The 25,643-nt window shown below is 75.3% G+C and carries 23 protein-coding genes and 1 tRNA gene; 12 read left to right on the top strand and 12 right to left on the bottom strand.

The window, feature by feature from the left end:
* Positions 1 to 120 precede the first annotated feature (120 nt).
* The 4 genes from ACI769_RS16830 to ACI769_RS16815 all read right to left on the bottom strand — a co-directional run bounded on the left by ACI769_RS16830 (position 121) and on the right by ACI769_RS16815 (position 3,838).
* Positions 121 to 747, bottom strand: coding sequence for a 50S ribosomal protein L25/general stress protein Ctc (locus ACI769_RS16830; RefSeq protein WP_021482199.1), 627 nt, complete (start codon positions 745 to 747; stop codon positions 121 to 123).
* A 349-nt stretch (positions 748 to 1,096) separates the two neighbouring features.
* Complete coding sequence (locus ACI769_RS16825; RefSeq protein WP_171468277.1) at positions 1,097 to 2,239, bottom strand: acyltransferase; 1,143 nt, start codon at positions 2,237 to 2,239, stop codon at positions 1,097 to 1,099.
* 163 nt (positions 2,240 to 2,402) lie between these two features.
* Complete coding sequence (locus ACI769_RS16820) at positions 2,403 to 3,125, bottom strand: GOLPH3/VPS74 family protein (protein ID WP_409142008.1); 723 nt, start codon at positions 3,123 to 3,125, stop codon at positions 2,403 to 2,405.
* 68 nt (positions 3,126 to 3,193) lie between these two features.
* Positions 3,194 to 3,838, bottom strand: a complete 645-nt coding sequence (locus ACI769_RS16815) for an SIMPL domain-containing protein (protein ID WP_409142007.1) — start codon at positions 3,836 to 3,838, stop codon at positions 3,194 to 3,196.
* Between the two features lie 137 nt (positions 3,839 to 3,975).
* Between ACI769_RS16815 and ACI769_RS16810 the strand changes: the two genes are divergently transcribed.
* Positions 3,976 to 6,705, top strand: coding sequence for a hypothetical protein (locus ACI769_RS16810; RefSeq protein WP_409142006.1), 2,730 nt, complete (start codon positions 3,976 to 3,978; stop codon positions 6,703 to 6,705).
* Between the two features lie 3 nt (positions 6,706 to 6,708).
* On the opposite strand, the gene ACI769_RS16805 is transcribed toward ACI769_RS16810, so the two are convergent.
* The 3 genes from ACI769_RS16805 to ACI769_RS16795 all read right to left on the bottom strand — a co-directional run bounded on the left by ACI769_RS16805 (position 6,709) and on the right by ACI769_RS16795 (position 9,541).
* Positions 6,709 to 7,692 carry a ribose-phosphate diphosphokinase gene (locus ACI769_RS16805; RefSeq protein WP_021483711.1) on the bottom strand — a complete coding sequence of 328 codons (984 nt, stop codon included), beginning with the start codon at positions 7,690 to 7,692 and terminating at the stop codon, positions 6,709 to 6,711.
* 67 nt (positions 7,693 to 7,759) lie between these two features.
* On the bottom strand, positions 7,760 to 9,439 hold the full coding sequence (gene glmU, locus ACI769_RS16800; protein ID WP_086150907.1) for a bifunctional UDP-N-acetylglucosamine diphosphorylase/glucosamine-1-phosphate N-acetyltransferase GlmU: 1,680 nt from the start codon (positions 9,437 to 9,439) through the stop codon (positions 7,760 to 7,762).
* Positions 9,440 to 9,469: 30 nt separating this feature from the next.
* Positions 9,470 to 9,541: transfer RNA gene (locus tag ACI769_RS16795), tRNA-Gln, on the bottom strand.
* 316 nt (positions 9,542 to 9,857) lie between these two features.
* Here ACI769_RS16795 and ACI769_RS16790 point away from each other — a divergent pair.
* The 9 genes from ACI769_RS16790 to ACI769_RS16750 all read left to right on the top strand — a co-directional run bounded on the left by ACI769_RS16790 (position 9,858) and on the right by ACI769_RS16750 (position 18,914).
* Positions 9,858 to 10,460: a TetR/AcrR family transcriptional regulator gene (locus ACI769_RS16790; protein ID WP_409142023.1), complete on the top strand. Its 603-nt coding sequence runs from the start codon at positions 9,858 to 9,860 to the stop codon at positions 10,458 to 10,460.
* Positions 10,461 to 10,626: 166 nt separating this feature from the next.
* Positions 10,627 to 11,232, top strand: a complete 606-nt coding sequence (locus ACI769_RS16785) for a hypothetical protein (protein WP_163188138.1) — start codon at positions 10,627 to 10,629, stop codon at positions 11,230 to 11,232.
* Between the two features lie 105 nt (positions 11,233 to 11,337).
* Positions 11,338 to 12,312, top strand: coding sequence for an ABC transporter ATP-binding protein (locus tag ACI769_RS16780; protein ID WP_085387443.1), 975 nt, complete (start codon positions 11,338 to 11,340; stop codon positions 12,310 to 12,312).
* Positions 12,309 to 13,517: an ABC transporter permease gene (locus ACI769_RS16775; RefSeq protein ID WP_021482857.1), complete on the top strand. Its 1,209-nt coding sequence runs from the start codon at positions 12,309 to 12,311 to the stop codon at positions 13,515 to 13,517. Before ACI769_RS16780 ends, ACI769_RS16775 begins: the two co-directional genes overlap by 4 nt.
* Before the next feature lie 428 nt (positions 13,518 to 13,945).
* On the top strand, positions 13,946 to 14,446 hold the full coding sequence (locus ACI769_RS16770; protein WP_021482856.1) for a MarR family winged helix-turn-helix transcriptional regulator: 501 nt from the start codon (positions 13,946 to 13,948) through the stop codon (positions 14,444 to 14,446).
* 63 nt (positions 14,447 to 14,509) lie between these two features.
* Positions 14,510 to 15,838, top strand: a complete 1,329-nt coding sequence (locus ACI769_RS16765) for a CynX/NimT family MFS transporter (protein ID WP_144723073.1) — start codon at positions 14,510 to 14,512, stop codon at positions 15,836 to 15,838.
* Between the two features lie 137 nt (positions 15,839 to 15,975).
* Positions 15,976 to 16,923, top strand: coding sequence for an ATP-binding cassette domain-containing protein (locus ACI769_RS16760; protein ID WP_409142005.1), 948 nt, complete (start codon positions 15,976 to 15,978; stop codon positions 16,921 to 16,923).
* Positions 16,920 to 17,741: an ABC transporter permease gene (locus ACI769_RS16755; protein WP_409142004.1), complete on the top strand. Its 822-nt coding sequence runs from the start codon at positions 16,920 to 16,922 to the stop codon at positions 17,739 to 17,741. The genes ACI769_RS16760 and ACI769_RS16755 overlap by 4 nt, the downstream gene beginning before the upstream one ends.
* 156 nt (positions 17,742 to 17,897) lie before the next feature.
* The gene (locus tag ACI769_RS16750) at positions 17,898 to 18,914 is read left to right on the top strand and encodes a TetR/AcrR family transcriptional regulator (protein WP_128957435.1); all 1,017 of its coding nucleotides are present in this window, start codon (positions 17,898 to 17,900) and stop codon (positions 18,912 to 18,914) included.
* Between the two features lie 71 nt (positions 18,915 to 18,985).
* Here the strand turns inward: ACI769_RS16750 and ACI769_RS16745 are convergent, their stop codons facing one another.
* Positions 18,986 to 19,588, bottom strand: a complete 603-nt coding sequence (locus tag ACI769_RS16745) for an NADPH-dependent F420 reductase (RefSeq protein ID WP_144723070.1) — start codon at positions 19,586 to 19,588, stop codon at positions 18,986 to 18,988.
* Between the two features lie 119 nt (positions 19,589 to 19,707).
* Here ACI769_RS16745 and ACI769_RS16740 point away from each other — a divergent pair, with 119 nt between their 5' ends.
* Complete coding sequence (locus tag ACI769_RS16740) at positions 19,708 to 20,193, top strand: MarR family winged helix-turn-helix transcriptional regulator (protein ID WP_021483746.1); 486 nt, start codon at positions 19,708 to 19,710, stop codon at positions 20,191 to 20,193.
* 69 nt (positions 20,194 to 20,262) lie between these two features.
* On the opposite strand, the gene ACI769_RS16735 is transcribed toward ACI769_RS16740, so the two are convergent.
* Together ACI769_RS16735 and ACI769_RS16730 are read right to left on the bottom strand one after the other, a co-directional pair.
* The gene (locus tag ACI769_RS16735) at positions 20,263 to 20,589 is read right to left on the bottom strand and encodes a hypothetical protein (protein ID WP_034654213.1); all 327 of its coding nucleotides are present in this window, start codon (positions 20,587 to 20,589) and stop codon (positions 20,263 to 20,265) included.
* Positions 20,586 to 22,439 carry an ABC-F family ATP-binding cassette domain-containing protein gene (locus ACI769_RS16730; RefSeq protein WP_137281449.1) on the bottom strand — a complete coding sequence of 618 codons (1,854 nt, stop codon included), beginning with the start codon at positions 22,437 to 22,439 and terminating at the stop codon, positions 20,586 to 20,588. The genes ACI769_RS16735 and ACI769_RS16730 overlap by 4 nt, the downstream gene beginning before the upstream one ends.
* A gap of 161 nt (positions 22,440 to 22,600) precedes the next feature.
* On the opposite strand from ACI769_RS16730, the gene ACI769_RS16725 reads away from it, so the two are divergent.
* A complete protein-coding gene (locus ACI769_RS16725) occupies positions 22,601 to 23,776 on the top strand; it encodes a WXG100 family type VII secretion target (protein ID WP_409142003.1) in 1,176 nt (391 codons plus the stop codon).
* A gap of 13 nt (positions 23,777 to 23,789) precedes the next feature.
* Here ACI769_RS16725 and ACI769_RS16720 read toward each other — a convergent pair whose 3' ends face one another.
* The gene (locus tag ACI769_RS16720) at positions 23,790 to 24,764 is read right to left on the bottom strand and encodes a carbohydrate ABC transporter permease (RefSeq protein ID WP_409142002.1); all 975 of its coding nucleotides are present in this window, start codon (positions 24,762 to 24,764) and stop codon (positions 23,790 to 23,792) included.
* Complete coding sequence (locus ACI769_RS16715) at positions 24,754 to 25,641, bottom strand: carbohydrate ABC transporter permease (protein ID WP_228485059.1); 888 nt, start codon at positions 25,639 to 25,641, stop codon at positions 24,754 to 24,756. The genes ACI769_RS16720 and ACI769_RS16715 overlap by 11 nt, the downstream gene beginning before the upstream one ends.
* Between the last annotated feature and the right edge of the window lie 2 nt (positions 25,642 to 25,643).

Raw genomic sequence — 25,643 nt, 5'->3', positions numbered from 1 at the left:
TGCACCGTTCCTTCGCTGACGTCCTGCACGGTCCCGGCTCCCGACGCGCACGAGGCGTCCGGCACCAGGGTGCCGGACGCCTCGACGAGAGCGTGGCGCGGACGACGTCCGCGCGGGGGGTCACTCGCCCGCGGTCGCCTCGGCGGCGGCCTCGGAGCCGGCGGCCTGCTCGGCGGCCTCGGCCTCGGCGGCCTCGATGTCCGCCGAGTTGTCCTGCGGCACGGAGATCGTCACGACGACGAGCTCGGGGTCCGTCGTGAGCGTCGCGCCGGAGGGGAGCTTCACCTCGCCCGCCGTGACGGTGGTGCCGGCCTCGAGGCCCTCGATGGAGACCTCGACGGACTCGGGCAGGTGCGTCGCCTCGGCCTCGATGGCGAGAGTCTGCAGGTCGACGAGGTGGATGGTGCCGGGGGCGGACTCGCCGGTGACGGCGACCGGGACCTCGACGGCGACCTTCTCGCCCTTCTTCACGATGAGCAGGTCGACGTGCTCGATGACGTTGCGGACCGGGTCGCGCTGGACGTCCTTGGCGATGGCGAGCTGGCCCTTGCCCTCGAGCTCGATGGAGAAGAGCGCGTTCGAGTGCTTGAGCGCCATCATCGTCTGGTGGCCCGGCAGGGTGACGTGCACCGGAGCGCTGCCGTGGCCGTAGAGGACGGCGGGGATCTTGTCGGCGCGGCGGATGCGGCGCGCGGCGCCCTTGCCGAACTCGGTGCGGGCCTCGGCGGCGAGCTTGATCTCGGACACGTGGATCACTCCTGGAAGATGCGTTGCGGGCCGGCCGCCAGTGGGGGACGGTCGGCTGTCCGGACGGTGAGAGGGCCTCCCGGACGGGCGGTTGCGTCGGCGCGGGACGTGTGACGGGCGCGCAGGAGGACGACCGCCCAGTCGATAACGGAGATCCAACAGGTCTGGCTGACACGTGCGGTCCCGCGCCGCCGGTGTGCTCACCGGTCCAGCGCTGCCGGCCGTCAGACGTCCCTCGCCGAGGCAACCTGATAACTGTACCCGGGCGCGGCGCGAGTCGGAAACCCGCTCCCCGCCGCCGGACCCGGAACCGCGGCCGCGAGGCGTGCGGCCGTCGTCGGGACGGACGTCAGGGCGTCGCGTCGGCGCGGGCCGTCTCGGGACGGGGCGCGGGCCGGCCGGCGAGGCGGCGCGCGAGGCCCCGGGGCAGCTCGTACAGCCAGTAGACCGGGGTCCGGGAGACGACGGCGTACACGCCGACCGAGGCCAGGGTCGCGACGAGCGCCAGCACGGGCGGCGCGAGCGCGGCCACCGGGGCGGGCACGGCGTCGAGCGCGTCGCCGCCGACGAGCAGGATCGCGTGGATGACGAGCATGTGCGTGAGGTAGACGGGCAGCGTCCGCGTCCCGAGCGCGCGCAGCGGCCGCAGCCCGCTCGTCGCGACGCCGAGCACGATGCCCGCGGCCACCCCGAGCACGCACACGACCCACAGCAGGACGCCCGACGCCACGTGCGCCGCGAGCACGCAGCCCGCGACCCAGAGCGCGACGACCCCCGCGCCGGTCCACAGCGTCAGGCGCTCGGTCAGCCCCAGGACGCGGTCGCGCAGGAGGAGGCCGCCCAGGAAGAAGACGAAGTACTTCGGCGCGCTGTCCCAGGCGTTGTTCGGCAGCTCGAGCGCGAACGCGAACGCCGCGAGCGACACGGCCGCCGCGCCGACGAGCTGCACGCGCGGGGACAGCCCCGAGAGCAGCTTCGCGACGACGAAGAACACCGCGAGCGCCCAGAGGAACCACCGGATCCCCGACGGCCACACCCACGCCGAGAGCGCGGCCGCGCCGACCTGCAGGGCGGGGCCGCCGTCGTCCGCCAGGCCGGGCGGGAGCTCCAGCCCGACGAGCGCCTCGTGCACCGGGTCGGGGTCGCCCGCGACGACGGCCCCGAGGAGGTAGCCGAGCGCCCGGACGAACGGCCACAGGAGCAGGAGCCAGGCGAAGAGCGCGACCTTCGAGGCGAGCAGCGCGCGCCAGGGCCCGCGGACCCACTTTCCGGCGAACAGGCCCGCGACGGCGAAGAAGAGCGGCATGCGCATCGTGCCGAGCGCCGCGTTCACCCGGTCCCACCCGGCCAGGACCGTGCCCCAGGCGCCGGAGAGGTCGAGGTCGCCGAGCGCGCGCGTCGCGTGCAGCACGACGACGAGCAGGATCGCGAGGCCGCGCGCGGCGTCGGGCCAGCGCAGGCGCACTCGCTCGGCGGTCTGCTGCCGGGGCACGTCGTCACCTCCGGACGCTGCGGGCGGGACCGCGCGGGCGCTGCCACGACCGGACCGGGAGACCCCCGGCCGTCGGGACCGACGCGGACCGTGCGAACCTACCCTCGCGACGGCGACGGCCACGAGGGCCTCGCCGTCATTTCACCCGGGCGAGATCGTGCGCTCAGCCCGTCGCGGTGGTCGTCGCGACGGTCGTGGCCACGGTCGCGCCGACGAGGATCACCGCGGTCACCTCCTCGACGTACGCGCGCACGGCCTCGCTCGCCCAGCTCCCGCGCGCGATCTCGCGCGCCCGGGCGTCGACGTCGCGACGCCCCGCGGCGGTGCGTCCGGGCCCGCCGTCGGCGTCGCTGCCGCCGGTCGCGAGCACCCGGCCGGCCTGGCCCGTCGCGGCGAGCAGCGCGACGATCGCCGCCGCGCGCGCGTCCGGCACCTGCCCCTCGACGAGGACGCGTCGGAGGTCGGCCCGCACCGCGTCCTCGTGGCGGGAGTCCGCCGCGGGGAAGCGCGTCGTGGGGAAGATGCCGAGCACGCGGCCCTCCTCGCGCCGCAGGACGCCGCGCTCCGCGAGCGCCGCGACCGCGCGGGCGGCGGGCCGGAGCCTGGCGATCGGCGCCACGAGCGCCTTCGGCGTGGAGCCCTCGCGCGCCCGCACGACGTCGAGCGCCTCGTCGAGGAGCGCGTTGCCCGTCGGGGACGCGTCCCGGACGACGATGCGGCCCACCCGGCCGCCGTCGCCGTCGCCCGCGAGGTCGGCCCGGCCGAGGAGCGCGAGCTCGACGAGCAGGGCGCCCGCGGCGACCTGCTCGCGGTACGAGGCGTCGACGACGGCCTTCCCGGTCACGTCGTCGAGCGTGAGCAGCAGGTAGTCCTCGAGGATGAGCATGCGTCCACGCTAGGGCCGGGCGACGGGGCCGGGCACCTGCCGTTTGTCACCGGTGCCCGGTGCAGGTCTCACGCCGTCGGCGACGCCGGGCCCCGCTCCGCCGGGTCGGCGAGCTCCCACCGGACGGTGACGGTCGCGCGGATCTCCTGGCTGCCGGGCTCCACGACGAGCGCGTCGCTCGTCGCCTTCGCCGCGAGGACGCGTGCCACCGGGGCGGGTGCGCCGTCGTCCTCGCGGACCTCGACGACCGGGCCGAGCGAGCGTCCGGCGAGGCGGGCGTACTGCTCGGCGCGGGCGCGGGCGTCGGCGAACGCGGCCTCGCGCGCCGCGGCCGCGAGCGGGGCGGGGTCCCCCACGGCGAGGCTGGTCGAGTCGAGCCGGCCCGCCGGGCCGGCGGCGTCGAGCGCCGCGCGCACGACCTCGCCGCTCGCCCCCACGTCGCGCAGCGTGACGCGCAGCGTGAGGCGGGCGGTCGTGCGGGGGCCGTCCTCGCGCTGCTCGGTCCACGTGGACGTCTGCGACGTGCGCAGGTCGGACGGCGCCACGCCGTGCGCGACGAGCGCGTCCCGCGCCGCGGCGAGCCCGGCGTTGGCGCGGTCGAGCGCGTCCTGGACGCCGGGCGCGCTCGCCTCGGCGCCGAGCTCGACGACGGCGACGTCCGGCGTGGCCGTCACCGCTCCCTGACCGGTGGTCGTCACCCCAGAGCCGTTCATGGCCGTCATGCTCGCACGGACCGCCCGGGGTCGCCCCCGTTTCACCCGGGTGAGCGCGGCACGGACGGCCCGCGGCCTGCCACTCTCGTGTCAGAGGGGCACGACGTCGTGCCCGTCCCCGCACCCGGGAGGTCCGCGTGAGACGTCTCCTCGCTCTCGCCGCGCTGCTCGTCGCGCTCGCCCCGGCCCCGGGCGCGGCCGCCGCGGACGCCGCGGGCACCGACCCGGCCGCCACGACCCCGCGCGCGTGCGCCGACGCGCTCGCGCTGCTCGACGACTCCCGCCCCCGGGACGCGGTCGCGCTGGTCGACGCCTACCGCGCGACGGCCTCGTCCCCCGCGGACCCGGCGGCGCGGGCCACGGCGTGCGCCGACGTGCGGGACGCGGCGGTCGCCGCGCGGGACACCGCCGCGACGCTCGCCGCCGAGGCGGAGGCCCTCGAGCCCGGCGGGGTGCGGCCGACGTCCGGGGAGGCCGAGTCCTGGGCCGCTGCGCGGGCCCGCGCGGAGCAGGCGCTCGCGCTCGACGCGCAGGACGCGCGGGCCGCCGCCGTGGTCCGCGCGGCGCAGGAGGAGGAGACGACGGTCCCGGACCGCGCGGCGTCCGCCTGGGACGGGTTCGTCGAGACGGTGTCGCCCCTGGGCCCGCCCCTGCTCGCGCTCCTCGTCGGCGTCCTCGTGCTCGCCGTCGTCGCGCGGCTCGTCGTCCCCGTGACGCTGCGCTGGCCCGTCCTGTCCGCGGGCGAGCGCGTGCGCGCGGGCGCCGCCGGGTGGGGCGCCCTCGTCGCCGGCGCGGCGCTCCTCGTGTGGGGCCCCGCCGCGGGCGCGAGCACGTGGACGGGCTCCGGCGTCGCGGGCGCGACCCTCGCGGTGGTGGTCCTCGTGCTCGGGTTCGTCGCCGGTGTCGTGGCGGTGGCGCTCGCCCTCGGGCGGCTCGTCGCGCCGGGTGCCCGCCACGACCGCACGCGCTGGTGGGCGTGGGCGACCGCCGTGGCCGGCGTCGCCGCGGTCGCGGTCGTCGTGCTGTCGGCCCGCGCCCTCGGGAGCCCGGGCACTGTCGCGGCAGGGCCCGTCGCGGCGGGGTCCCTCGTGGCGGGGGCCGTCCTGGCGGCGCTCGGCGTGCTCCTCGTCGCCACGGTCCTCGCGACCCGGCTGCGGCTGACGATCGAGGTGACGTCGGGCCGCTCGGGCGACCGGACGACGTCGCACGAGGGGACGGGCGGGGCGCGCCTCGTCGCGCTCCTCGGCGAGCTGGGCGCCGAGCCGCCGCGCGGCCTCGAGGTGCCCCGCGGCACGGACATCAGCGCCCTCAGCGGGTCCGCGCTGTCCGAGCTGCCCCAGGGCGCGTTCGTCAAGGCGGTCGTCAGCCTGGCCCAGGGCGTCGTCGGGTCGGTCCCCTGGCGGGTCACGGTCGAGGAGCGGGACACCGACCACCTGGCCGTCGTCGTCACCAGGAACGGACGGGCCGCGGGCTCCGCCGCGCTCGACCGGGCAGGGCTCCTGCGGTTCGACCCCGAGGACCCGTCGTCGGCCGCCGCCGCGGCGCAGGTCGACCTCTACCGTGCCGCCGCGGCCGTCGTGCTGCTGACGCTGGCACGCCACCACGCGGGCTTCGAGGGGCTGTGCGGGGCGACGTCGTGGCGCAGCCTCGCCCTCCAGTACGTCGCCCAGAGCGACCTCACCGACGCGCCGGACCGGGAGCGGGAGCTCCTCGCGCGCGCCGTCGACGTCGACCCGCGCAACGACCTGGCCCAGGTCGCCCTCGCGCACGCCGAGGGCCGGCACCACACCCTGCGCGAGGACCTCGACGCGTACGGCGACTGGCTCGACCGGTTCGTCACGCGGAGCGAGGGCCGCAGCGGGTACCGCTCGCTGCGGCTGCGGGCCCAGTACTCGCGCGCCGCGACGACGGTCAACGCGTGCTTCGCCCCGGGCCGCGACGGGGACGACCCGGCGGGCAGGCTCGACGCGACCGCCGTCGACGCGGTCCGCGCGCTGCTGGAGGCGCTCGCGGTGGAGCGTGCCGCGGGGCGGGAGGACGCGCTCGTCGTCCGGCTCCAGGACGCCGTCGAGAGCCTCTACCTCCAGGCGGAGGCCGCGGCCCCGGAGCTGGAGCCCGTGTCAGCGCAGCGGGTGCCGGCGGCACCGGGGACGGAGCCGGGCGAGCGGGCCGAGCCGACCGAGCCGAGCGATCTGAGCGAGCCGGCCAGGTCGGCCGAGACGCCCCGGGAGCGCCTGCGGCGCGCCTACCGGGCCGCCCTGGCCCGCGACCCCGACGACGACGACGCGGGCCCGCCCTCTCCCACGACCCCGACCGGCGAGTACAACCTGGCGTGCACGTACGCCGTCCGCACGAAGCCGCTCGGTGCCGCGGACGCGCTCCGCGCGACCGACCACCTGCGGCGCGCGGTCGTGCTCGCCGACCTGCGCGCGTGGCTCCACGACGACCCGATGCTGGCCGCGTACCGCGAGCGGCCGGAGTACGCCGCGGAGTTCGGCCAGGACCCGCTCGACCTGCTCGCGGTCGCCCCGTTCGCCCGGTACGCGCCGGCCCTGCGCGCGTGGGGCCTGACGACGGAGCAGCGGATCGTGGCGGTCCCCCCGCCCGACCTGGCGGCGCTCCTCGGGACGACGCCCGAGGAGGCCGCGAGGGTGCGCGCCGCCGCGCACCTCGCGGCGGACCTCCCGGCGCTCCCGGGCCGCTGCGACGTGCTCGACGTGCTGCTCGCGCACGACGTGGGCGCCCTGCCCCAGGAGGGGCTTCCCGACGGCGTCGCCCGCGCCGTGCGGTCGCGCGTCGTGCGCCTGCGGCTCACCCCGTCGGAGCGCGACCGGCTGCGCACCGCGCTGGCCGGGTGGCTGGGCTGAGCCTCAGCTGTTGCCGTCGAACAGCGAGGTGACCGAGCCGTCGTCGAACACCTCGCGGATCGCGCGCGCGATGAGCGGCGCGATGGAGAGCACCGTGAGCTGCGGGAACTGCTTGTCCGCCGCGATGGGCAGCGTGTCCGTGATGACGACCTCGCTCGCCCCGCACTCGGACAGGCGCTGGGCCGCCGGGTCGGACAGCACGCCGTGCGTCGCGGCCACGATGACCGACCGCGCGCCCGCGGCGAGGATGACGCGCACGGCCTCGGCGATCGTGCCGCCGGTGTCGATGAGGTCGTCGACGAGCACGCAGTCGCGGCCCTCGACGTCACCCACGACGCGGTTCGCGACGGCCTGGTTCGGGCGCGTGACGTCGCGCGTCTTGTGGACGAACGCGAGCGGCCCGCCCCCGAGCTTCGCGGCCCACTGCTCGGCGACGCGGATGCGGCCCGCGTCGGGCGAGACGACCGTGACGTTCGACGTGTCGACGCGCGAGCGCACGTAGTCCGTGAGGATCGGCATCGCCCACAGGTGGTCGACCGGCCCGTCGAAGAAGCCCTGCGTCTGCGCGGCGTGCAGGTCGACGCTCATGAGGCGGTCGGCGCCCGCGGCGGTGAACAGGTCGGACATGAGGCGCGCCGAGATCGGCTCGCGACCACGGTGCTTCTTGTCCTGGCGGGCGTACCCGTAGAACGGCTGCACGACCGTGATCGTGCGGGCCGAGGCGCGCTTCGCGGCGTCGACCATGAGGAGCTGCTCCATGATCCACTGGTTGATCGGCGCGGTGTGGCTCTGGAGGATGAAGACGTCCGAGCCGCGCACCGACTCGCCGAACCGGACGTAGATCTCGCCGTTCGCGAAGTCGTACGCGGTCGTGGGCAGCAGGTCGATGCCCAGCTCCCGCGCGACGTCGTTGGCCAGCTCGGGGTGCGCGCGCCCCGAGGCGAGGACGAGGGACTTCTCCCCGTTGCCGGCGATCGTGCTGCTCATACCAGTGGGTTCCTTCGGTGGGGTTTCCGGGTGCGGGGTAGGTCTGAGGTCGGCTGGCCGGTCGCGGTCAGTCTGTCGTGGTGGCGGGGCGACCGCCACGCAGCGCCTCGAGCGTGTGCTCGAGCTCGGGCGCGGGCGGCGGCGGGGTGGGGCGGTCGGCCGTCGCGGCGGCGCTCTGGTCCGCGAGCTGGGCCTGCGCCTGTGCGCCGAGCGGGGGCGCCTCCGGGTCCGCGGCGCGCGCGGCGGCCGCGGCCTCGGCGGCGGGCGTGCCGGCGCGACGCCGCTCGACCCAGCCCTCGATGTTGCGCTGCTGGCCCCCGCTCACGCCGAGCGCGCCCGCGGGCACGTCGCGGCGGATGACGGACCCGGCGGCGGTGTACGCGCCGTCGCCGACGCTCACGGGCGCGACGAACATGTTGTCCGCGCCGGTGCGGGCGTGCGAGCCGATGACGGTGCGGTGCTTGTGCACGCCGTCGTAGTTGACCGTGACCGACGCGGCGCCGATGTTCGTGTGGTCGCCGATGGTCGCGTCGCCGACGTAGGACAGGTGCGGGATCTTCGACCCCTCGCCGATCTCCGCGTTCTTCGTCTCGACGAACGTGCCGATCTTGCCCTGCGCACCGAGCACGGTGCCGGGCCGCAGGTACGCGAACGGTCCGACGGACGTCCCCGCGCCCAGGACCGCGAGCGAGCCGTGCGTGCGGGTCACGGTCGCGCCGGCGCCGACCTCCGTGTCGGTGAGCGTGGTGTCCGGGCCGACCGTCGCGCCCTCGGCGACGACCGTCGCGCCGTGGAGCTGCGTCCCGGGGAGGAGCGTCACGTCGCGCGCGAGCTCGACGTCGACGTCGACCCACGTCGTGGCCGGGTCGACGACCGTCACGCCCGCGCGCATCCAGTCCTCGAGGATCCGGCGGTTGAGCTCGGCGCGCAGCGTCGCGAGCTGCACGCGGTCGTTGACGCCCTCGACGACCGTCGGGTCGTCCGAGACGAGCGCCCGCACGACGCCGCCCTCGGCGCGCGCCGCGGCGACGACGTCCGTCAGGTAGACCTCGCCCTGCGCGTTGTCGCGGCCGAGCGTGCCGAGCCCGCGCCGCAGGACGGCGGCGTCGAAGACGTAGATCGACGCGTTGATCTCGCGGATCGCGAGCTCGTCGGCCGACGCGTCCTTGTGCTCGACGATGCGCAGGACGTCGCCGGTCGCGTCGTCGCGCACGACGCGGCCGTAGCCCGTCGCGTCGTCGAGCTGCGTCGTCAGCATCGTCACGGCGTTGCCGTCGGCGACGTGCGCCGCGAGGAGCTGGGCGAGGGTGCCGCCGTCGAGCAGCGGGGTGTCGCCCGCGGTGACGACCACGGGGCCCTCGAGGCCGTCGCCGACGCCGCGCCCCTCCTCGCCGTCGGGCACGCCGTGGACGAGCGCCTGCGCGTGCGCCTTCGCGTCGAGCGCGGCGAGCGCGCACTGCACGGCGCGGCCCGTCCCCGGGATCTCGTCCTGGTCCACGACGACCGCGTCCGGGTCGACCGACACGGCGTGCTCGGCGACGCGGTCGCGCTCGTGCCGCACGACGACGGCGAGCAGCGCCGGGTCGAGCGAGCGCGCGGCGACGAGCACGTGCCCGAGCAGGCTGCGACCCGCGAGCGTGTGCAGCATCTTGGGGGTGGACGACTTCATCCGCGTGCCCTCGCCTGCGGCGAGGACGATCACGGCAGCGGGGGCGACGGTGGTGTCGGTGCCCTGCTGAGCTTCCATGGGTGTTCCCCTCGGGATCGGTGGCACGAGCTCCGCCCCCAGGACTCGAACCTGGACCAAGGGCACCAAAAACCCTTGTGCTGCCGATTACACCAAGGCGGACCGGACCCGGCGACGCCGTGCTCTCACGCGCTCGGCACGTGCACGTCACCTGCCCGTCGCCGCGCCCCCGGTTCGACCCGGGCCGCGGCGGGCGGGCCGGGTCCGGGAACAGTCTGCCAGGTCGGTCCCCGTGCCCGACGCCGCGCGTGCCCGTCTCGCCCCATCCGCGCCGGACGCGGGGCGTGGCCCGCACCACACCCGTGCGCACGCCCGCCGACGACGCCCGCGCCGGCGGGCGCGGACCCTCCGGCTGCGGCGAGCGCCCGCACGGCATGATGGACCCGTGGCCGACTCCAGACGCACCCCCCGATCCCGCATGACCGCGAGCCAGCGGCGCGAGCAGCTGCTCGCCGTCAGCCGCAGGCTGTTCGCCGAGAAGGGGTTCGAGGGGACGAGCGTCGAGGAGATCGCCGCGCGCGCCGAGGTGTCCAAGCCCGTCGTGTACGAGCACTTCGGCGGCAAGGAGGGCATCTACGCGGTCGTCGTGGACCGCGAGGTGCAGGCGCTCACCGCGGCGCTGTCGGGCGCGCTCGACGAGGGCGGCCACCCGAAGGTGCTGCTGGAGCGCACCGCGCTGGCGCTCCTGTCCTACATCGAGGCGTCCGAGGACGGCTTCCGGATCCTCGTGCGCGACTCCCCCGTCGCGCAGGCGACGGGCACGTTCTCGAGCCTCATCGGCGACGTCGCGACGCAGGTCGAGCACCTCCTGGCGAACCAGTTCCGCACGCGCGGCCTCGACCCGAAGGTCGCGCCCATCTACGCGCAGATGCTCGTCGGCATGGTCGCCCTCACCGGCCAGTACTGGCTCGACGCCCGCTCTCCCAAGAAGACGGAGGTCGCGGCGCACCTCGTCAACCTCGCCTGGAACGGCCTCGCGGACATGGAGAAGCGGCCCCGCCTCATCACCACGAGGTCCTGACGCAGATCCGCTCCCCGAACCCGCGTCATGACAGCGGGGTCAGCCCGTCTCTCTGGCGGCAGAGCAGAACGACGAAGCGGGGCAGCGGATGCACGGGCACGACCGGTCGGCCGACCAGGGGTACGGCGACCCACGGGACGAGATCCGTCCCACGGTCTGGGGGTACGTGACCTGGACGACCGCACGGTGTCTGCAGGGCGACGTCCCGGGCGCGCCCGCGCGCGTCGTCCAGCGCACCGACGTGCTCGTCCCGGGCCTCACGCCCTACGAGCTCGACCGGGTGCGCCGGCACGCGGAGTGGCGCGCGTCGGTCGACGTGGTGCGGGTCGGTCTCGTCGCGGGCGTGACGACCGCGCTCGCCGCCCTGGTCGCCGGGCGGAACCTCGCGACGCCCGAGACCCTGCTCCTCGCCGCCGTCCTCGGCCTCGTGGCCGCGCTCCTCACCGTCGTGCTCCTGCACGTGACGGGCCCGCGCCTCACGCGGGTCGAGCGTCGCGCGCTGCGCCGGGCCGTGGAGATCCGGCGCGTGCGCGTCGCGCCCCCGACGTCGGCCGTGATGCGCGTGCTCGTCGCGATGAGCGCCGTCGAGTCGGTGTCCGGGCGGCTCGACGAGCAGGACGCCGCGCTCGCCCGCGAGCTGCTCTGGGTCTCGCTCGACGCCGTCCGGCGCGACGACGCCGCAGCCGTCGACGAGGCGACCGGGACGATGCTGCGCCTCGCCGTGCGGGCCGCGCGGACGCTGCCCACGGTGCGCGACGAGCACCTCGGCTGACCGGCGGGGCCCGACCTCGGCAGGGGCGCATCCCCTGCCTCCGCACGGTCAGGACGTGACATCTGTCCCGTGCCGCGCGCGCTCGCGCGTGGTTGTGTGGAGCGCATGGCGACACTCGAGATCGACTCGCTGACCAAGTCCTACGGCGACGTGCGCGCCCTGCGCGGCACGTCGTTCGACGTCCGCGCCGGGGAGATCTTCGGCTTCGTCGGCTCCAACGGCGCCGGGAAGACGACGACGATGCGCATCGTCCTCGGCGTCCTCGCCGCCGACGGCGGCGAGGTCCGGTGGGAGGGCCGGCCCCTCGACCTGGCCGCCCGCCGCCGCATCGGCTACATGCCGGAGGAGCGCGGCCTCTACCCGCGCATGAAGGTCGGCGAGCAGCTCGTCTACCTCGCCCGGCTGCACGGGCTGTCCGCCGCGGCGGCGAAGGACGCGATGGAGCGCTGGACCACGACGCTCGGCGTCGAGGCGCGCCGCGGCGACGAGGTGCAGAAGCTCTCGCTCGGCAACCAGCAGCGCGTCCAGCTCGCCGCCGCGCTCACCCACGACCCCGAGCTGCTCGTGCTCGACGAGCCGTTCAGCGGGCTCGACCCCGTCGCCGTCGACGTCATGAGCGGGGTCCTGCGCGACCGCGCCCAGGCGGGCGTGCCCGTCGTGTTCTCCTCGCACCAGCTCGACCTCGTGGAACGGCTGTGCGACCGCGTCGGCATCATCAAGGACGGCGCGATGGTGGAGGTCGGCACGATCGACGAGCTCCGTCGCACCGAGCAGGAGCGCTGGGTCGTGGACGGCCCGCCCGGCGCCACGTGGATCGGTGCCGTGCCCGACGCGCGGGCCGTCAGCCTGGAGGGGTCGCGCACCGTCGTCGAGCTCGTGCCCGGTGGGTCGACCGGCGACGGGACCGGGGGCGTCCCCGGCGGGCGCGAGCAGGCCGTGCTGCGCGCGGCGCTCGCCGCCGGGCCCGTGCACGAGTTCGCGCTCGTCCGGCCGTCGCTCACCGAGCTGTACCGCGACGTCGTGAGCGCCGAGGAGAAGCCGGCCGCGACGGCCGCCGAGACCGTGGAGGTGGGGGCATGAGCACGGGGACCTCGTTGACGTCCTGGGGCGCGATCCGCCTCGTCGCGGGCCGCGAGATCATGACGCGGCTGCGCTCCAAGTCGTTCGTGTGGCTGACCGTGATCCTCGTCGGCGCCGTCGTGCTCGGCGGGGTCGTGCTCAATCTCGCGAACGGGTCGGGCCCGAGCGCCGAGCGCGTGGGGGTCACGCCGCAGACCGCGGCGCTCGCCGAGGCGATCGAGACCACGGGGAGCACGCTCGGGACCGACGTCGAGACCGTCGACGTCGCGGACGACGCCGCGGGCGAGGCCCAGGTGCGCGACGGCGACCTCGACGCGCTCGTCACCGGGAGCGTCGGCTCCCCCACGGTCGTCGTCGACACCGAGCTGTCGTCGGGCCTCACGGCCGTCTTCACCACGCTCGCCCAGCAGACCGCGCTGTCCGACGCCGTCGCGAGCCTCGGGGGCGACCCCGCCCAGGTCGCGGGCGACGTCGCGACCGCCGCGCCGGACGTGCGCACCATCGGCGAGCCGAGCGAGTTCGACCCGGCGCGCTACGTCACCGGCCTGGTCACCGGCATCCTGCTCTTCATGGCCATCATGATCAGCGGCCAGCTCATCGCGCAGGGCGTCGTCGAGGAGAAGACGAGCCGCGTCGTCGAGCTCCTGCTCTCGACCGTGCGACCGTGGCAGCTCATGGCGGGCAAGGTGCTCGGCATCGGCCTCGTCGGGCTCGGGCAGGTCGCGCTCGTCGTGCTCGCGGGCGTCGGGACCGCGCTCGGCCTCGGCCTCGTCGACACCTCGACGATCGACCTCGGGACCGCCGCGGCCTGGGCGCTCGTGTGGTTCGTCGTCGGCTTCGTCAGCTACGCGCTGCTCATGGCCGGCCTCGGCGCGCTGGTGTCGCGCCAGGAGGACGTCGGCGCGGTGACCACGCCCGTCACGTTCCTCATGATCGTGCCGTACATCGTGGGCGTCTCCGTCGCGCCGTGGGCGCCGGACAACCCGCTCGTCGTCTGGCTGTCGTACGTGCCGCTGTGCTCGCCGCTGCTCATGCCGGTCCGCATCGCGCTCGGCAGCGCCGAGACGTGGGAGGCCCTCGTCGCGCTCGGCCTCTCCGTCGCGGTCATCCCCCTCCTCGTGTGGCTCGCGGCGAAGATCTACTCCAACGCCGTCCTGCGCACCGGCGCCCGCGTCAAGCTCACGGACGCCCTGCGCACGTCCTGACGGCGGGGCACGGCCCCGCCCCGCCGAGATAGAGGCGCGGTTCGTCGAGGTAGAGGCCTGGTCCGCCGAGGTAGAGCCCAGGTTCGGCGAGGTAGAGCCCGGGTCGGACGAGGTAGAGCCGGGGTTCGGCGCGGTGGCCAGGTCCGGTGGCCGACGACGGTGGGTCGCCCCACCCTGTGCTCATGTCGCCCTGGTAGGTGCGCGCCCAGGCACGGCCCGCACGACCACGCCTCTACCTCGGCGGACAGCGGCTCTACCTCGCGGGACCACGGCTCTACCTCGCGGGACCACGGCTCTACCTCGGCGGACAGCGGCTCTACCTCGCGGGGCCAGGGCTCTACCTCGCGGCGACGGGTCTTGCGGCGCGCCGCGGTGACTCCGAGCCGTCAAGAGTCTTGACGTCGAGACACGTCGAGTACCCTCGCGTCATGGACCAGCAGCACGAGGACGAGGTCGACCGCATCGTCGCGGCGTGGCAGCGCGAGCGGCCGGACCTCGACGTCGAGCCGCTCACGGTGTTCTCCCGGGTCGACCGGCTCGCCCGGCACCTGGACCGGGCGCGGCGCACGGCGTTCGCGCGCGGGCACCTGGAGACGTGGGAGTTCGACGTCCTGTCCGCGCTGCGCCGCGCGGGCGAGCCGTACCGCCTCTCCCCCGGGGCGCTCGTCACCCAGACGCTCGTGACGAGCGGGACCATGACGAACCGCATCGACCGGCTCGAGGAGCGCGGGCTCGTCGTGCGCCGCCGCTCGCCCGACGACCGGCGCGGCGTGCTCGTCGAGCTCACGCCCGAGGGCCTGGAGCGCGTGGACACGGCGATGACCGACCTCCTCGCCGTCGAGGCCCGCATCCTCGACGCGCTCGAGCCGGGCGAGCGACCTGCGCTCGCGGCGCTCCTGCGTACAGTCGGAGGACAGTTCGACGACTGACCGACGGCCCGGACGACCGGGCGGGCGTCGCCGCACGCGCCCGCACCCGGAGGTCCCCGCCCGATGCCGTCGTCACGGCTGCCCCGCCCGAGCACGTTCCGCGGCGGGATCGACGGGGTCCTGCTCGTCGCCGTGCTGCTCGTGGCCGTCAACCTGCGGGCGCCGCTCACGGCGCTCCCGCCCGTCGTCGCGGACGTCGCGGCCGACCTCGACCTCACCGCCGCCGCGGCGGGCCTGCTCACCGGCATCCCGGTGCTGTGCTTCGCGCTCGCGACGCCCGCCGTCGCGGGCCTGCTCGGGCGGTCGTCGCTCCGGACGGCGATCGCCGTCGCGCTCACGCTGATCGTCGCGGGGACGGTCCTGCGCTCGGCGGACCTCGCGGCGCTCGGCGCGGCCGGGACGTTCGCGGGCACGGTGCTCCTCGGGCTGGGCATCACGACGGCGAACCTCGCGGTGCCGATGATCGCCCAGCGCGACTTCCCCGGCCACGTCGCGACGGTGACGGGCCTGTACACGGCGGCGATCAACGTCGGCACCGTCGCGACGACGGCGCTCACCGCGCCGCTGGCGGACGCCGTCGGGTGGCGCTGGGCGCTCGCGTCGTGGTCGGTGCTCGCGGTCGTCGCGCTCGTGTGGTGGCTGCGCGCGGTGCCGCGCGAGGCGCGCGAGCCCCGGGACGTGCCGGCGGAGACCGTGCCCGGCCCGGCGGCATCGGAGACGGAGGCCAGGGCGGCCGGGGAAGCGGCCGAGGCGGACGCGCTGGCGGCGTCCGCGGCGGAGGGCGTCACGGGCACCGACCCGACGACGGCCCGCGAGCGCCACGTGCTCGCGACGCCGTTCACGTGGTGGCTGTGCGCGATGTTCGCGCTCCAGTCGTCGAGCTTCTACGCGCTCACGGCGTGGCTGCCGCTCGTCCTGGAGGACCTCGCAGGCATCCCGCGCTCCGCGTCGGGCGGTGCGGCGTCGCTGTTCCAGGGCTTCGCGATCGTCGGCGGTCTCGCGGTGCCGCTCGCCGCGCGCCGCCTCAGCCTGCGGCAGACGTTCGTCGGGATCGCGGTGCTGTGGCTGACGCTGCCGGTGGGCCTGCTCGTCGCGCCGGGGCTCTGGGCGGTGTGGGCGTCCGCGGCCGGCGTCGCCCAGGCGGCGAACTTCGTCGTGATCTTCACGCTCGTCGCCCAGCGGTACCCGACGGTCCGGCGCGGCCGGCAGGCGTCGGCGACGGTGCAGTCCGTCGGGTACTGCCTGGCCGCCGTCGCGCCCACCGCGGCCGGGGCCCTGCAGACGGCGACGGGGACGTGGACGGCGCCGGTCGCCGTCGTGCTGGGCGCGCTCGTGGTGATGACCGGGATCGGGCTGGTCCTCACCGGCGCGCCCCGTCGCCGCACGGGCTGAGCGGCAGCCCTCCCTCGTGGAGCACCTCCTCGACCCTTGACCCCCGCTCGCGCAGGTGTTTATGGTGTACACACAGTTTATGGCGCACACAAGCAGTGTGCGCCGCACACGAACGGCCGACGGAGAAGGAGAAGGCGATGACCGGACCGATGATCGCCGCGCAGGGGCTGGAGAAGTCCTACGGCGACCACGCCGTGCTGCGCGACGTCGACCTGACCGTGCGCCGCGGCGAGATCTTCGCGCTGCTGGGGCCCAACGGCGCGGGCAAGACGACGACCGTCAACATCCTCACGACCCTCGTCCGGCCCGACGGCGGCACGGCCCGCGTCGCAGGCGCCGACGTCGTGCACGACGCCGCCCGGGTGCGCGAGACCATCGCGCTCACGGGCCAGTACGCGTCGGTGGACGAGTTCCAGACGGGCCGCGAGAACCTCGTGATGATGGGCGAGCTCGCGCACCTCCCCCGCCGGGCGGTGCGCCCGCGCGCTGCCGCACTGCTCGAGCGCTTCGACCTCGCCGACGCCGCGGACCGGCGGGTCGGGACCTACTCGGGCGGCATGCGCCGTCGCCTCGACCTCGCGATCAGCCTCGTGGCCGACCCGGCGGTGCTCGTGCTCGACGAGCCGACGACCGGCCTCGACCCGGCGTCGCGCGCGCAGCTCTGGGAGGTCGTGCGGGGCCTCGCCGCCGACGGGACGACCGTCCTGCTGACGACCCAGTACCTCGAGGAGGCCGACCGCCTGGCCGACACGATCGCCGTCCTGCACGACGGCCGCGTCGCGGCGCGGGGCACGGCCGCCGAGCTCAAGGCGCTCGTCGCGGGCGACCACGTGCGCGTGGCGTTCGACGATCCGGAGAGCCTGGCCGCCGCCGTCGGGCTCGCGCCCTCGATCGGGCTGGCCCGCCCGACGGCCGACGCGAAGGACCTCTCCCTCACCGCACCGAGCGACGACCCCGTCCGCACTATCCGCGACGTGCTCGCGGCCGCCGACGCCCACGCGCTCGCGGTCGTGGGGGTCAGCGTCGTGCGGCCGACGCTCGACGACGTGTTCCTCGCCCTGACCCGGAAGGAGGGCGCCCGATGAGCGCCGCACCCACGACCACCCTGCCCCGGCCGCCCCGCACCGCGCCGCCGCGCGTGCGGCAGACCCCGGCCACCGCGGCGCGCGACGTCCGCACGATGGTCGGCCGCGAGACCCGCCGCCAGCTGCGCAGCGTCGACGGGCTCGTCACGGCCTTCGCGCTGCCCGTGATGATCATGCTCGTCTTCGTCGTCATCTTCGGCGGGGCGATCGGCGGGGACGACTACATCGACTACGTCGTGCCCGGCGTGCTCGTGATGTGCCTGGGGTTCGGCTCCGCGACGGCCGCGGTCGGCGTCGCGCAGGACATGACGTCCGGCACGATCGACCGGTTCAAGACCCTGCCGATCTTCGGGCCGTCCGCGCTGTGGGGGCACGTCGTGGCGAGCGTCGTGCGCAACCTCGCGTCCGCCGTCGTCGTCGTGGGGGTCGCGCTCGCGCTCGGCTTCCGGCCCGACGCCGGGCCCGCCGACTGGGCGGGGCTCGTCGCCTTCGCCGTCCTCGCCGTGCTGACGTTCACGTGGCTGAGCGTGGCGCTCGGCCTCGTGCTGAGCGTCGAGGCGTCGCAGTCGGTGAACTTCCTCTTCCTGTTCGTGCCCTACCTCAGCTCGGGCTTCGTCCCGATCGACACGATGCCGTCGTGGCTGCACGGGTTCGCCGAGAACCAGCCGTTCACGCCGGTCATCGAGACGTTCCGCGGGCTGCTCGCGGGCGCACCCGACGCGTCGACGGCCCTCACGGCCGTCGCGTGGCTCGCCGGCTTCCTCGTCGCGAGCTGCACCGCCGGCTCCCTGCTCTACCGCCGGCGGACCGCCCGCTGACCCCCCACGCTCTTCCCCCTGGCCCTCCCGCGCGGCCGAGCAGGTGGTCCTGGTGCGTCCTGCCGACCGGACGCACCACGACCACCTGCTCGCGCCACCGGGAGGGGCTGCTCGGCACCGCTGCCCGGATGCGGCGCCGTCGGGGAGGATGAAGCCATGACGGACGCACCCGACCTCCCGCCCCGGCTCGCGCTCGCGTGGGGCGTGGCCGAACGCCCCGAGCGCGCGCCCAAGCGCGAGCTGAGCATCGAGCGGATCGTCGACGCGGCCATCGAGCTCGCCGACGCCGACGGGCTCGGGGCCGTGTCCATGGCGAAGGTCGCGCAGAGCCTCGGCTTCACGACGATGTCGCTCTACCGGTACGTCACGAGCAAGGACGACCTGCTGCTCCTCATGCAGGAGGCCGCGCTCGACGTCGAGTACCCGCCCGCGCACGAGCCCGCCGACTGGCGCACCGAGCTGCGCGAGTGGGCGCAGTTCACGATGGCGGTGTTCGCGTCGCACCCGTGGTTCCTCGACATCCCCGTGACCGGCGCGCCGCTCACGCCGAACAACCTGCGCGGCGCGGACGCCGGGCTGCGCGCGCTGCGGTCCACGCCGCTCGACGACGAGGAGAAGATGTCCGTCATCCTCCTCGTCAGCGGGTACGCCCGGAACGCGGCGCGGCTGCAGACCGACCTCGCGCGCGCCGTCGCGGCGGCCGGGGGCGACGAGGCGGTCCAGGGCGGCGCGTGGGCCGACGCGCTGCGCGGGCTCGTGGACGAGGTGCGGTTCCCCTACCTGCGCCCGCTCGTCGAGGCCGGCACGTACGCGGGCGAGGGCGAGATCGACGACACCGCGTGGGGCCTGGAGCGGGTGCTCGACGGGATCGCCGTCTACGTCGACGCGCGGGCCGCCGGGGCGCCCGGCGCGGGCCGCGCGCCCGGGCGGCAGCCCACCACGGTCACGGAACCCGCACCGGCGACGGACCCGCGCGACGCCGTCGCGCCCGTCGAGGTCGCCGTGCACGTCAAGGACGCACGGGTCAAGAAGGCGACGCTCCGGCGGCGCGACGCGGAGCGGCGCGTGCGCGAGGCCCAGAAGAAGGTGCGCGAGCTCGAGAAGGCCCTGCGGGACGCCCAGAAGGCGGAGCACGAGGCGGCCCGCGCGGCCGTCGAGAAGGCGCGCGGCTGAGGCTCCGCGCACGACGGCGGCCGGTCACCCCCGCGGGGTGGCCGGCCGCCGTCGTGCGTGAGCGGGCGGGGTCACTCGGCGAGCGCGAAGCCCGTCGTCCAGGAGGTCTTCTCCCCCGCCGCGAGCGTGAGCTGCAGGAAGCCGAGAGCCTCGAGCTCGTGCGCGCGCTTCAGCGAGCCGGCGTCGACGACGCGGACCCCGGACACGGCGCCCGCGAGGGCGGCCTTCGCGTCGGCGTCGTCGCCCGCGACGAGGACCGTCGTCGGGAGCGGCCCGACCTGGCCGGTGGCGAGCGTCGCCGCGAAGTTCGTGTTGAACGCCTTGAGGACCCGCGCGCCCGGGACGCGCTCCTGGATCTGCGCCGCGGCCGACGAGCCGTCGGGCACGACGAGGGAGTCGAACGTCGCGAAGTCGAGCGGGTTGGTGATGTCGACGAGCACCTTGCCGTCGAGGCGGCCCTCGTAGGCGCCGAGGACGTCGTCGAGCGCCCCGTACGGGAGCGCGAGCACGACGACGTCGCCGGTGATCTCGTCGCCGACGGTGCCCGCCGTGACGCGCGGGTCGACCTCGGTGGCCTCACGGGTCAGGACCTGCACCTGGCTGCCCGCGGCGAGCGCGAGACCGGCGATGGCCGAGCCCATGTTCCCGGCGCCGACGATGGTGATGCTGCTCATGGTGGCTTCCCTTCCTCCGCCGGCCCGACGGTCGGCTATTAGTTGTTGCTACAACTAACACCGTACGCCGCTAAAGTTGTACCGTCAACTATGCGGATCGCCGCACCGGAGGAGGCACGATGACGACGGAACCCCGCTGGCTCGACGACCAGCAGCTCGACGCGTGGAAGCGGCTCGTGGCGGTCGTGGAGCTGCTGCCGGGCGTCCTCGACTCCCAGCTCCGGCGCGACGCCGACCTCAGCCACTTCGAGTACTACGTGCTCGCGATGCTCTCCGAGGCGCCGCGGCGCACGCTGCGCATGACCGACCTCGCGGGCGCCACCAACGCCACGCTCCCCCGGCTCTCCCACGTCGTCGCGCGCCTCGAGAAGCGTGGCCTGGTCGAGCGCGTGCCGTGCCCCGAGGACCGCCGCGCGACGAACGCGCACCTCACCGACGCCGGCTGGGAGAAGGTCGTCGCGACCGCGCCCGGGCACGTCGGGACGGTGCGCGACCACGTGATCGACGCGCTCACCGACGAGCAGGTCGAGCAGCTGGACGCCATCGCGGGCGCCATCCTCGAGCGCGTCGACCCCGACGACCGCATGGGCTTCCTGCGGCGCTGAGCCGCACACCCGCGCCCGGCTGGGCCCCGGCGACACGCCCCGGGCGTCCGGACCCGGGTCCCCGCGGGGTCAGCGGGTCCGCACGGGCCCCGCGAGGACGAGCCGCTCGCCCGGCGCGAGCGCGCCGAGCGCGACGAGCGGGTCGTCGACCGCGAGCTCGACCCGCCCGGGCAGGGCGGCGAGCACGTCGTCCCACTCCGGGGCGGCGTCGTCCACCTCGACGCTGTGCCCGTTCACGAGGTCGAACGACACGTACCGGGCGGTGCCGCCCGGGGCACCGAGCGCGAACGCGGTGACGCGGCGCACGTCCGCCCACGGCGCGAGGACGCCGCCCTGCCCGTCGTCGACCTCGACGCCCCGCGCGGACACCGCGACGCGCATCCGGTCGGCCGTCACCCGGCGACCTCGGCCGCCTCGAGCCACGCCGCCTCGAGCTCGTCCTTCTCCGCCGCGAGGGTGCGCAGCTCGGCGTCGAGCTCCGCGACCGCCGCGAAGTCGGTCGCGTTCGCCGCGATCTTCTCGTGCAGCCGGACCTCGGCCTCCGCGATCTTGCTCAGGCGCCGCTCGATGCGGTTGATCTCCTTCTTCGCCGCCCGCACCTCGGCCGCGCTCGGGCCCGGGGCTGCCACGGCCGGCCCCGCGTCCGGCGTCCCGTCGGCGCCGCCCGTAGGCGCGAACCCGGTCGACGCCGCGCCCGCGCCCGCGAGCGCCGCGCGCCGCAGCTCGAGGTACTGCTCGACGCCGCCCGGCAGGTCGCGCACCTGGCCGTCGCCGAGCAGCGCGACCTGGCGGTCCGCGACGCGCTCCAGCAGGTAGCGGTCGTGCGAGACGACGATCAGGGTCCCGGGCCAGCCGTCGAGCAGGTCCTCGAGCGCGGCGAGCGTGTCGGTGTCGAGGTCGTTCGTCGGCTCGTCGAGCAGGAGCACGTTGGGCTCGGCGACGAGCAGGCGCAGGAGCTGCAGGCGCCGCCGCTCGCCGCCCGAGAGGTCGCGCACGAGCGTCTGCGACCGCTCGCGCGTGAAGCCGAGCCGCTCGACGAGCTGGGACGCGGAGAGCTCCTTGCCGTCGACGACGACCGAGCGCTTCTCGTCCTCGATCACCTGGATCACGCGCGCGCCGGCGATGTCGTCGAGCTCGCCGACGTCCTGCGACAGCTCCGCGACGTGGACGGTCTTGCCGCGCTTGACCCGCCCGGAGTCGGGCTCGCGCCGCCCGGCGAGGAGCGCGAGGAGCGTCGTCTTCCCGGCGCCGTTGACCCCGACGACCCCGTACCGGTCGCCGGGCCCCAGGCGCCACGTGACGTCGTCGAGCAGCACGCGCTCGCCCTGACCGTCCTGGCGCGGCACCGCGACCGTCACGTCCTCGAGGTCGAGCACGTCCTTGCCGAGGCGCTTCGTCGCGGTGCGCGTGAGCTCGAGCGTGTCGCGCGGCGGCGGGACGTCGGCGATGAGCGCGGCGGCGGCGTCGAGCCGGAACTTGGGCTTGGACGTGCGCGCGGGCGCGCCCCGCCGGAGCCACGCGAGCTCCTTGCGCAGCAGGTTGTCGCGCTTCTCCGCCGCGACGGCCGCGGTGCGCTGGCGCTCGGCACGCGCGAGCACGTACGCGGCGTACCCGCCCTCGTAGCCCTCGACCTGGCCCGAGCCGTCGCCCCGCACCTCCCACATGCGCGAGCACACGGCGTCGAGGAACCAGCGGTCGTGCGTGACGACCACGAGGGCGCCCTTCGCGCCCGGGCGGGCGAAGCGGTCGCCGAGGTGCGCGGCGAGCCACGCGACGCCCTCGACGTCGAGGTGGTTCGTGGGCTCGTCGAGGAACAGCACGTCGTGGTCGGCGACGAGGAGGGCCGCGAGCGCGACGCGGCGACGCTGCCCGCCGGACAGCGTGTCCGCCGGGGCGTCGAGGTCGAGGTCGCCCAGCAGCCCCGCGTGGACGGTGCGGACGCTCGCGTCCGACGCCCACGCGTGGGTCGCGGCGTCGCCGTGCACGAGGTCGCGGATCGTCGCGCCGGTGCCGACGTCGTCGCGCTGGTCGAGCAGGCCCACCCGCAGGCCGCCCACGCGGGTGACACGGCCGCCGTCGGGCTGCTGCGTGCCCGCGAGGAGGCGCAGGAGCGTCGTCTTGCCGGCCCCGTTGGGGCCGACGATGCCGACGCGGTCGCCGTCGTCCAGGCCGAGCGAGACGTCGTCGAGCAGGGTGCGGGTGCCGACGGTCAGCGAGATGCCGTCGGCGCCGAGGAGATGAGCCACACCGTCGAGCGTAGCGACCTCGGCGGCGTCCTCGTGCAGGGCGCCGGGCGCTCAGCCCGACCGCGCGTCTCGGCCCGATGGGGACTCCTCCCCCTTGCGCCGGGCCGCGCCATGACGAAGGGTGACCGTGACAACCGTCCCCCTGCCAGCAGAGGTTCACCATGTCCTTCTACGGTGCCGACGTCGCCGCGCTGCGCGGGCTCGCCGACACGTTCCAGGGCGAGTCCGCGAAGCTCGAGGCGACGACCTCGGCGCTGCGCGCCGCCGTCACGTCGACCCCGTGGGCAGGTCCGGACGCCGAGGCGCTGCGGGCACGGTGGCACGGCGAGATGGAGGCGGCGCTGCGAGCGGCGTCGACCCTGCTCGACGACGGCGCGCAGAAGCTCCGCGTGCAGGCCGAGCAACAGGACAGCGCGAGCGCCGTCGACGGCGGCGGGAGCAGTGGCGGCGGTGCTGGCGGCGGCGGCGGTGGCGGCGGGATCCCTGGTCTGCCGAGCGATCGCACCCTGCCCGACCTGCCGCCGATGACCGAGCAGCAGGAGCCGCCGACGATCGTCGCGACGGAGCACGTGACGTACGAGCAGGGCATCGGGGCCGGCCCGGGGGAAGGGAGCGCCGGGTTCGAGTACCGCATCGACGAGCTCTCCGACGGGACGTTCCGGGTCACCCAGCTCGCCGGGGGCAGCCTGGGGGTCGGAGAGGGCACCCCGACCCCCTACGTCGAGGGGCACGTGAACGAGCACGGCGTCAACCTCGGCGCGCAGGCGGGCGCCTCGGGCGGGGCGGTGCTGAACGTCGGGAGCGAGTACACCTTCGCGAGCCAGGAGGAGGTCGACGCCTTCCTCGCTTACCAGCAGCGCCAGACGATGCACTACATGGGGCCGGAGCTCGGGTCGTACGTGCCGCCGAGGCCCGACGCCACGATCGTCGAGGCGGGCGCCTACGCGACCGGGTCCGCCGGGGGTGCGGTCGTCCCGCTCGCCGGAGGCAGGGCCGAGGTCGAGGTCGAGGGCCTGGTCGGCACCCGAGTGGACAACAACACGGGCACCACGACGGTCTACGTCCGCGGCGACGCCGGCGCAGGCATCGAGGGCACGGGGATCGTCCCGGGCAGCACGGACCTCGGCGGGCCCGGCGTGTACGCGATCACGTACGACGCGAGCGGCAACGTCGTGCCCAACCCGCCGAGCTCGCTCATCACGACGCCCCCCGGCGGGACGGTCGTGAAGGAGCAGGGTGCCGGGTTCTCCGCCGGGACGCCGCTGCCCGTGGTCGGCGGCGGGAGCGTCTCGGTCGGAGGGTCGCGCACCCGCACCGAGTACCCCGAGCAGGGCTGATCGGCGGCCTCTCCTACTTCAGTCCCGTGTGCGCCAGGCCCTGGACGAACTGCTTCTGCGCGACGAGGAACACCGCGAGGACCGGCAGCACCGTGAGCGTCGTCGCGGCGAGCTGGACGTTCCACATCGGGCCGCCGTAGGCGTCGACGTACTGCGTGAGCGCCTGCGGGAGCGTGAACCGGTCCTTGCTGGACAGGTACACGATCGGCTCGAGGTACAGGTTCCACGACTTGAGGAACGTGAAGATCGCGACGGCCGAGATCGCCGAGCGCGACAGCGGGAACGCGATCCGCCAGAAGATCCCCCACCGCCCGAGGCCGTCCATGCGCCCCGCCTCCTCGAGCTCGCCGGGGAGCCCGAGGAAGAACTGGCGCATGATGAACGTCGCGAGGACGCTCGGCGCCCCGAGGATCGGGATGACCACGAGCGGCCAGTGCGTGTCGATGAGCCCGAGCGAGTTGACCATCCGGAACAGCGGGACGATCGTCACCTCCGACGGCACGAGCAGCCCGACGAGCACGAGCAGGAACAGCGCGTTCGCCCCGGGGAACCGAATGCGCGCGAACGCGTACCCGGCCATCGAGGCCACGAGGATCGTCCCGACCGTCACGACCACGGCGATGTAGAGGCTGTTCCAGTACTGCTGCGCGAACGGCTGCAGCCGGAACACCTCGCCGTAGGCCGCGAACGACGGGTCCTGGGGCCAGAGCGTCGGCACGGCCCGCAGGATCTCGCTCATCGGCTTGAGGCTCGACGTCGCCATCCACCACGTCGGGAAGACGAAGGGCACGCTGAGCACCACGAGCAGCGCCACGAGCGTCGCGCGCCCCCAGCGGCGGCGCGTGCGCGCGCTCCCCGTGCGGCGCGCGGGCCGCCCGCCGCGGGTCGCCGCGCCGTCGGCGCCGCCCGTGCCCGACGCCGCGGGCCGGGCCGGGCCGTCGTCCGCGCCCGGGAGCGTGGCCGGGCCGGGCATCACGTCAGACTTCATGGAAGACCCACCTCTTGCGCGTCTGCCACTGCACGAGTGTCAGGACGAGGACGATGACGAACAGCAGGACGGAGATCGCGCTCGCGTAGCCGAAGTCGTTGAACCGGAACGCCTGCTGGTACAGGTAGTAGACGAGCACGGTGGTCGAGTTCCCCGGCCCCCCGCCCGTGAGCACGGCGATCTGCGCGAACACCTCGAGCGAGCCGACGATCGTGAGGATCGAGACCAGCAGGACGGTCGGGCTGATGAGCGGGAGCGTGATCGACCGGAACCGGCGCCACGCGCCCGCGCCGTCGATGCGCGCGGCCTCCTGGATCTCCTCGGGCACCCCCTGCAGGGCCGCGAGGAACAGGATCATGTTGAGGCCCACGTTCTTGAAGACCTGCACGACGATCACCGAGAGCATCGCCGTCGTCTCGCCGCGCAGCCAGTTCGGGCCGTCGACGCCGAGCAGCGACAGGAACCCGTTGATGCCGCCGTCCGCCTGGAGCAGGAAGCTCCACACGATCGTCCACGCCACGAGGGACACGACGACGGGCGAGAAGAAGAACGTGCGGAACGTCGTCGTGCCGGGGAGCCGCTGGTTGAGCAGCACCGCGAGGACGAGCGCGAGGGAGATGTTGAGCACGACGAGCCCGACGGAGAACCACAGGCTCGCGAGGAGCGAGTCCCGCAGCCCGGGGTCGGCGAGCATCCGCTCGTAGTTGTCCCCGCCCGCGAACGTGAACGTGTTCGCGAGGACGTTCCACTCGTGCAGCGAGTACCAGACGACGGCGACCAGCGGCGCGACGACGAACGCGAGCGCGCCGAGCACGGCGGGCGCGACCATGGTGTAGCCCACGGCCGCGTCCCGTCGTGCGAGTGCGGAGGACGCCACGC

The sequence above is a fragment of the Cellulosimicrobium sp. RS genome (genome assembly GCF_046159675.1).
GTDB classification, from domain to species: domain Bacteria; phylum Actinomycetota; class Actinomycetes; order Actinomycetales; family Cellulomonadaceae; genus Cellulosimicrobium; species Cellulosimicrobium funkei.
The sequence above is the reverse complement of the archived record's forward strand: the minus strand, read 5'-3'. Positions and strand labels throughout refer to the sequence as shown.

Coding starts and splice junctions, on each gene's coding strand:
- ACI769_RS16820 (WP_409142008.1), bottom strand. CDS start 3,125: ATGCTCATCCTCGAGGACTACCTGCTGCTCACGCTCGACGACGTGACC.
- ACI769_RS16815 (WP_409142007.1), bottom strand. CDS start 3,838: ATGAACGGCTCTGGGGTGACGACCACCGGTCAGGGAGCGGTGACGGCC.
- ACI769_RS16805 (WP_021483711.1), bottom strand. CDS start 7,692: ATGAGCAGCACGATCGCCGGCAACGGGGAGAAGTCCCTCGTCCTCGCC.
- glmU (WP_086150907.1), bottom strand. CDS start 9,439: ATGGAAGCTCAGCAGGGCACCGACACCACCGTCGCCCCCGCTGCCGTG.
- ACI769_RS16790 (WP_409142023.1), top strand. CDS start 9,858: ATGACCGCGAGCCAGCGGCGCGAGCAGCTGCTCGCCGTCAGCCGCAGG.
- ACI769_RS16780 (WP_085387443.1), top strand. CDS start 11,338: ATGGCGACACTCGAGATCGACTCGCTGACCAAGTCCTACGGCGACGTG.
- ACI769_RS16775 (WP_021482857.1), top strand. CDS start 12,309: ATGAGCACGGGGACCTCGTTGACGTCCTGGGGCGCGATCCGCCTCGTC.
- ACI769_RS16770 (WP_021482856.1), top strand. CDS start 13,946: ATGGACCAGCAGCACGAGGACGAGGTCGACCGCATCGTCGCGGCGTGG.
- ACI769_RS16765 (WP_144723073.1), top strand. CDS start 14,510: ATGCCGTCGTCACGGCTGCCCCGCCCGAGCACGTTCCGCGGCGGGATC.
- ACI769_RS16760 (WP_409142005.1), top strand. CDS start 15,976: ATGACCGGACCGATGATCGCCGCGCAGGGGCTGGAGAAGTCCTACGGC.
- ACI769_RS16755 (WP_409142004.1), top strand. CDS start 16,920: ATGAGCGCCGCACCCACGACCACCCTGCCCCGGCCGCCCCGCACCGCG.
- ACI769_RS16750 (WP_128957435.1), top strand. CDS start 17,898: ATGACGGACGCACCCGACCTCCCGCCCCGGCTCGCGCTCGCGTGGGGC.
- ACI769_RS16745 (WP_144723070.1), bottom strand. CDS start 19,588: ATGAGCAGCATCACCATCGTCGGCGCCGGGAACATGGGCTCGGCCATC.
- ACI769_RS16740 (WP_021483746.1), top strand. CDS start 19,708: ATGACGACGGAACCCCGCTGGCTCGACGACCAGCAGCTCGACGCGTGG.
- ACI769_RS16725 (WP_409142003.1), top strand. CDS start 22,601: ATGTCCTTCTACGGTGCCGACGTCGCCGCGCTGCGCGGGCTCGCCGAC.
- ACI769_RS16720 (WP_409142002.1), bottom strand. CDS start 24,764: ATGAAGTCTGACGTGATGCCCGGCCCGGCCACGCTCCCGGGCGCGGAC.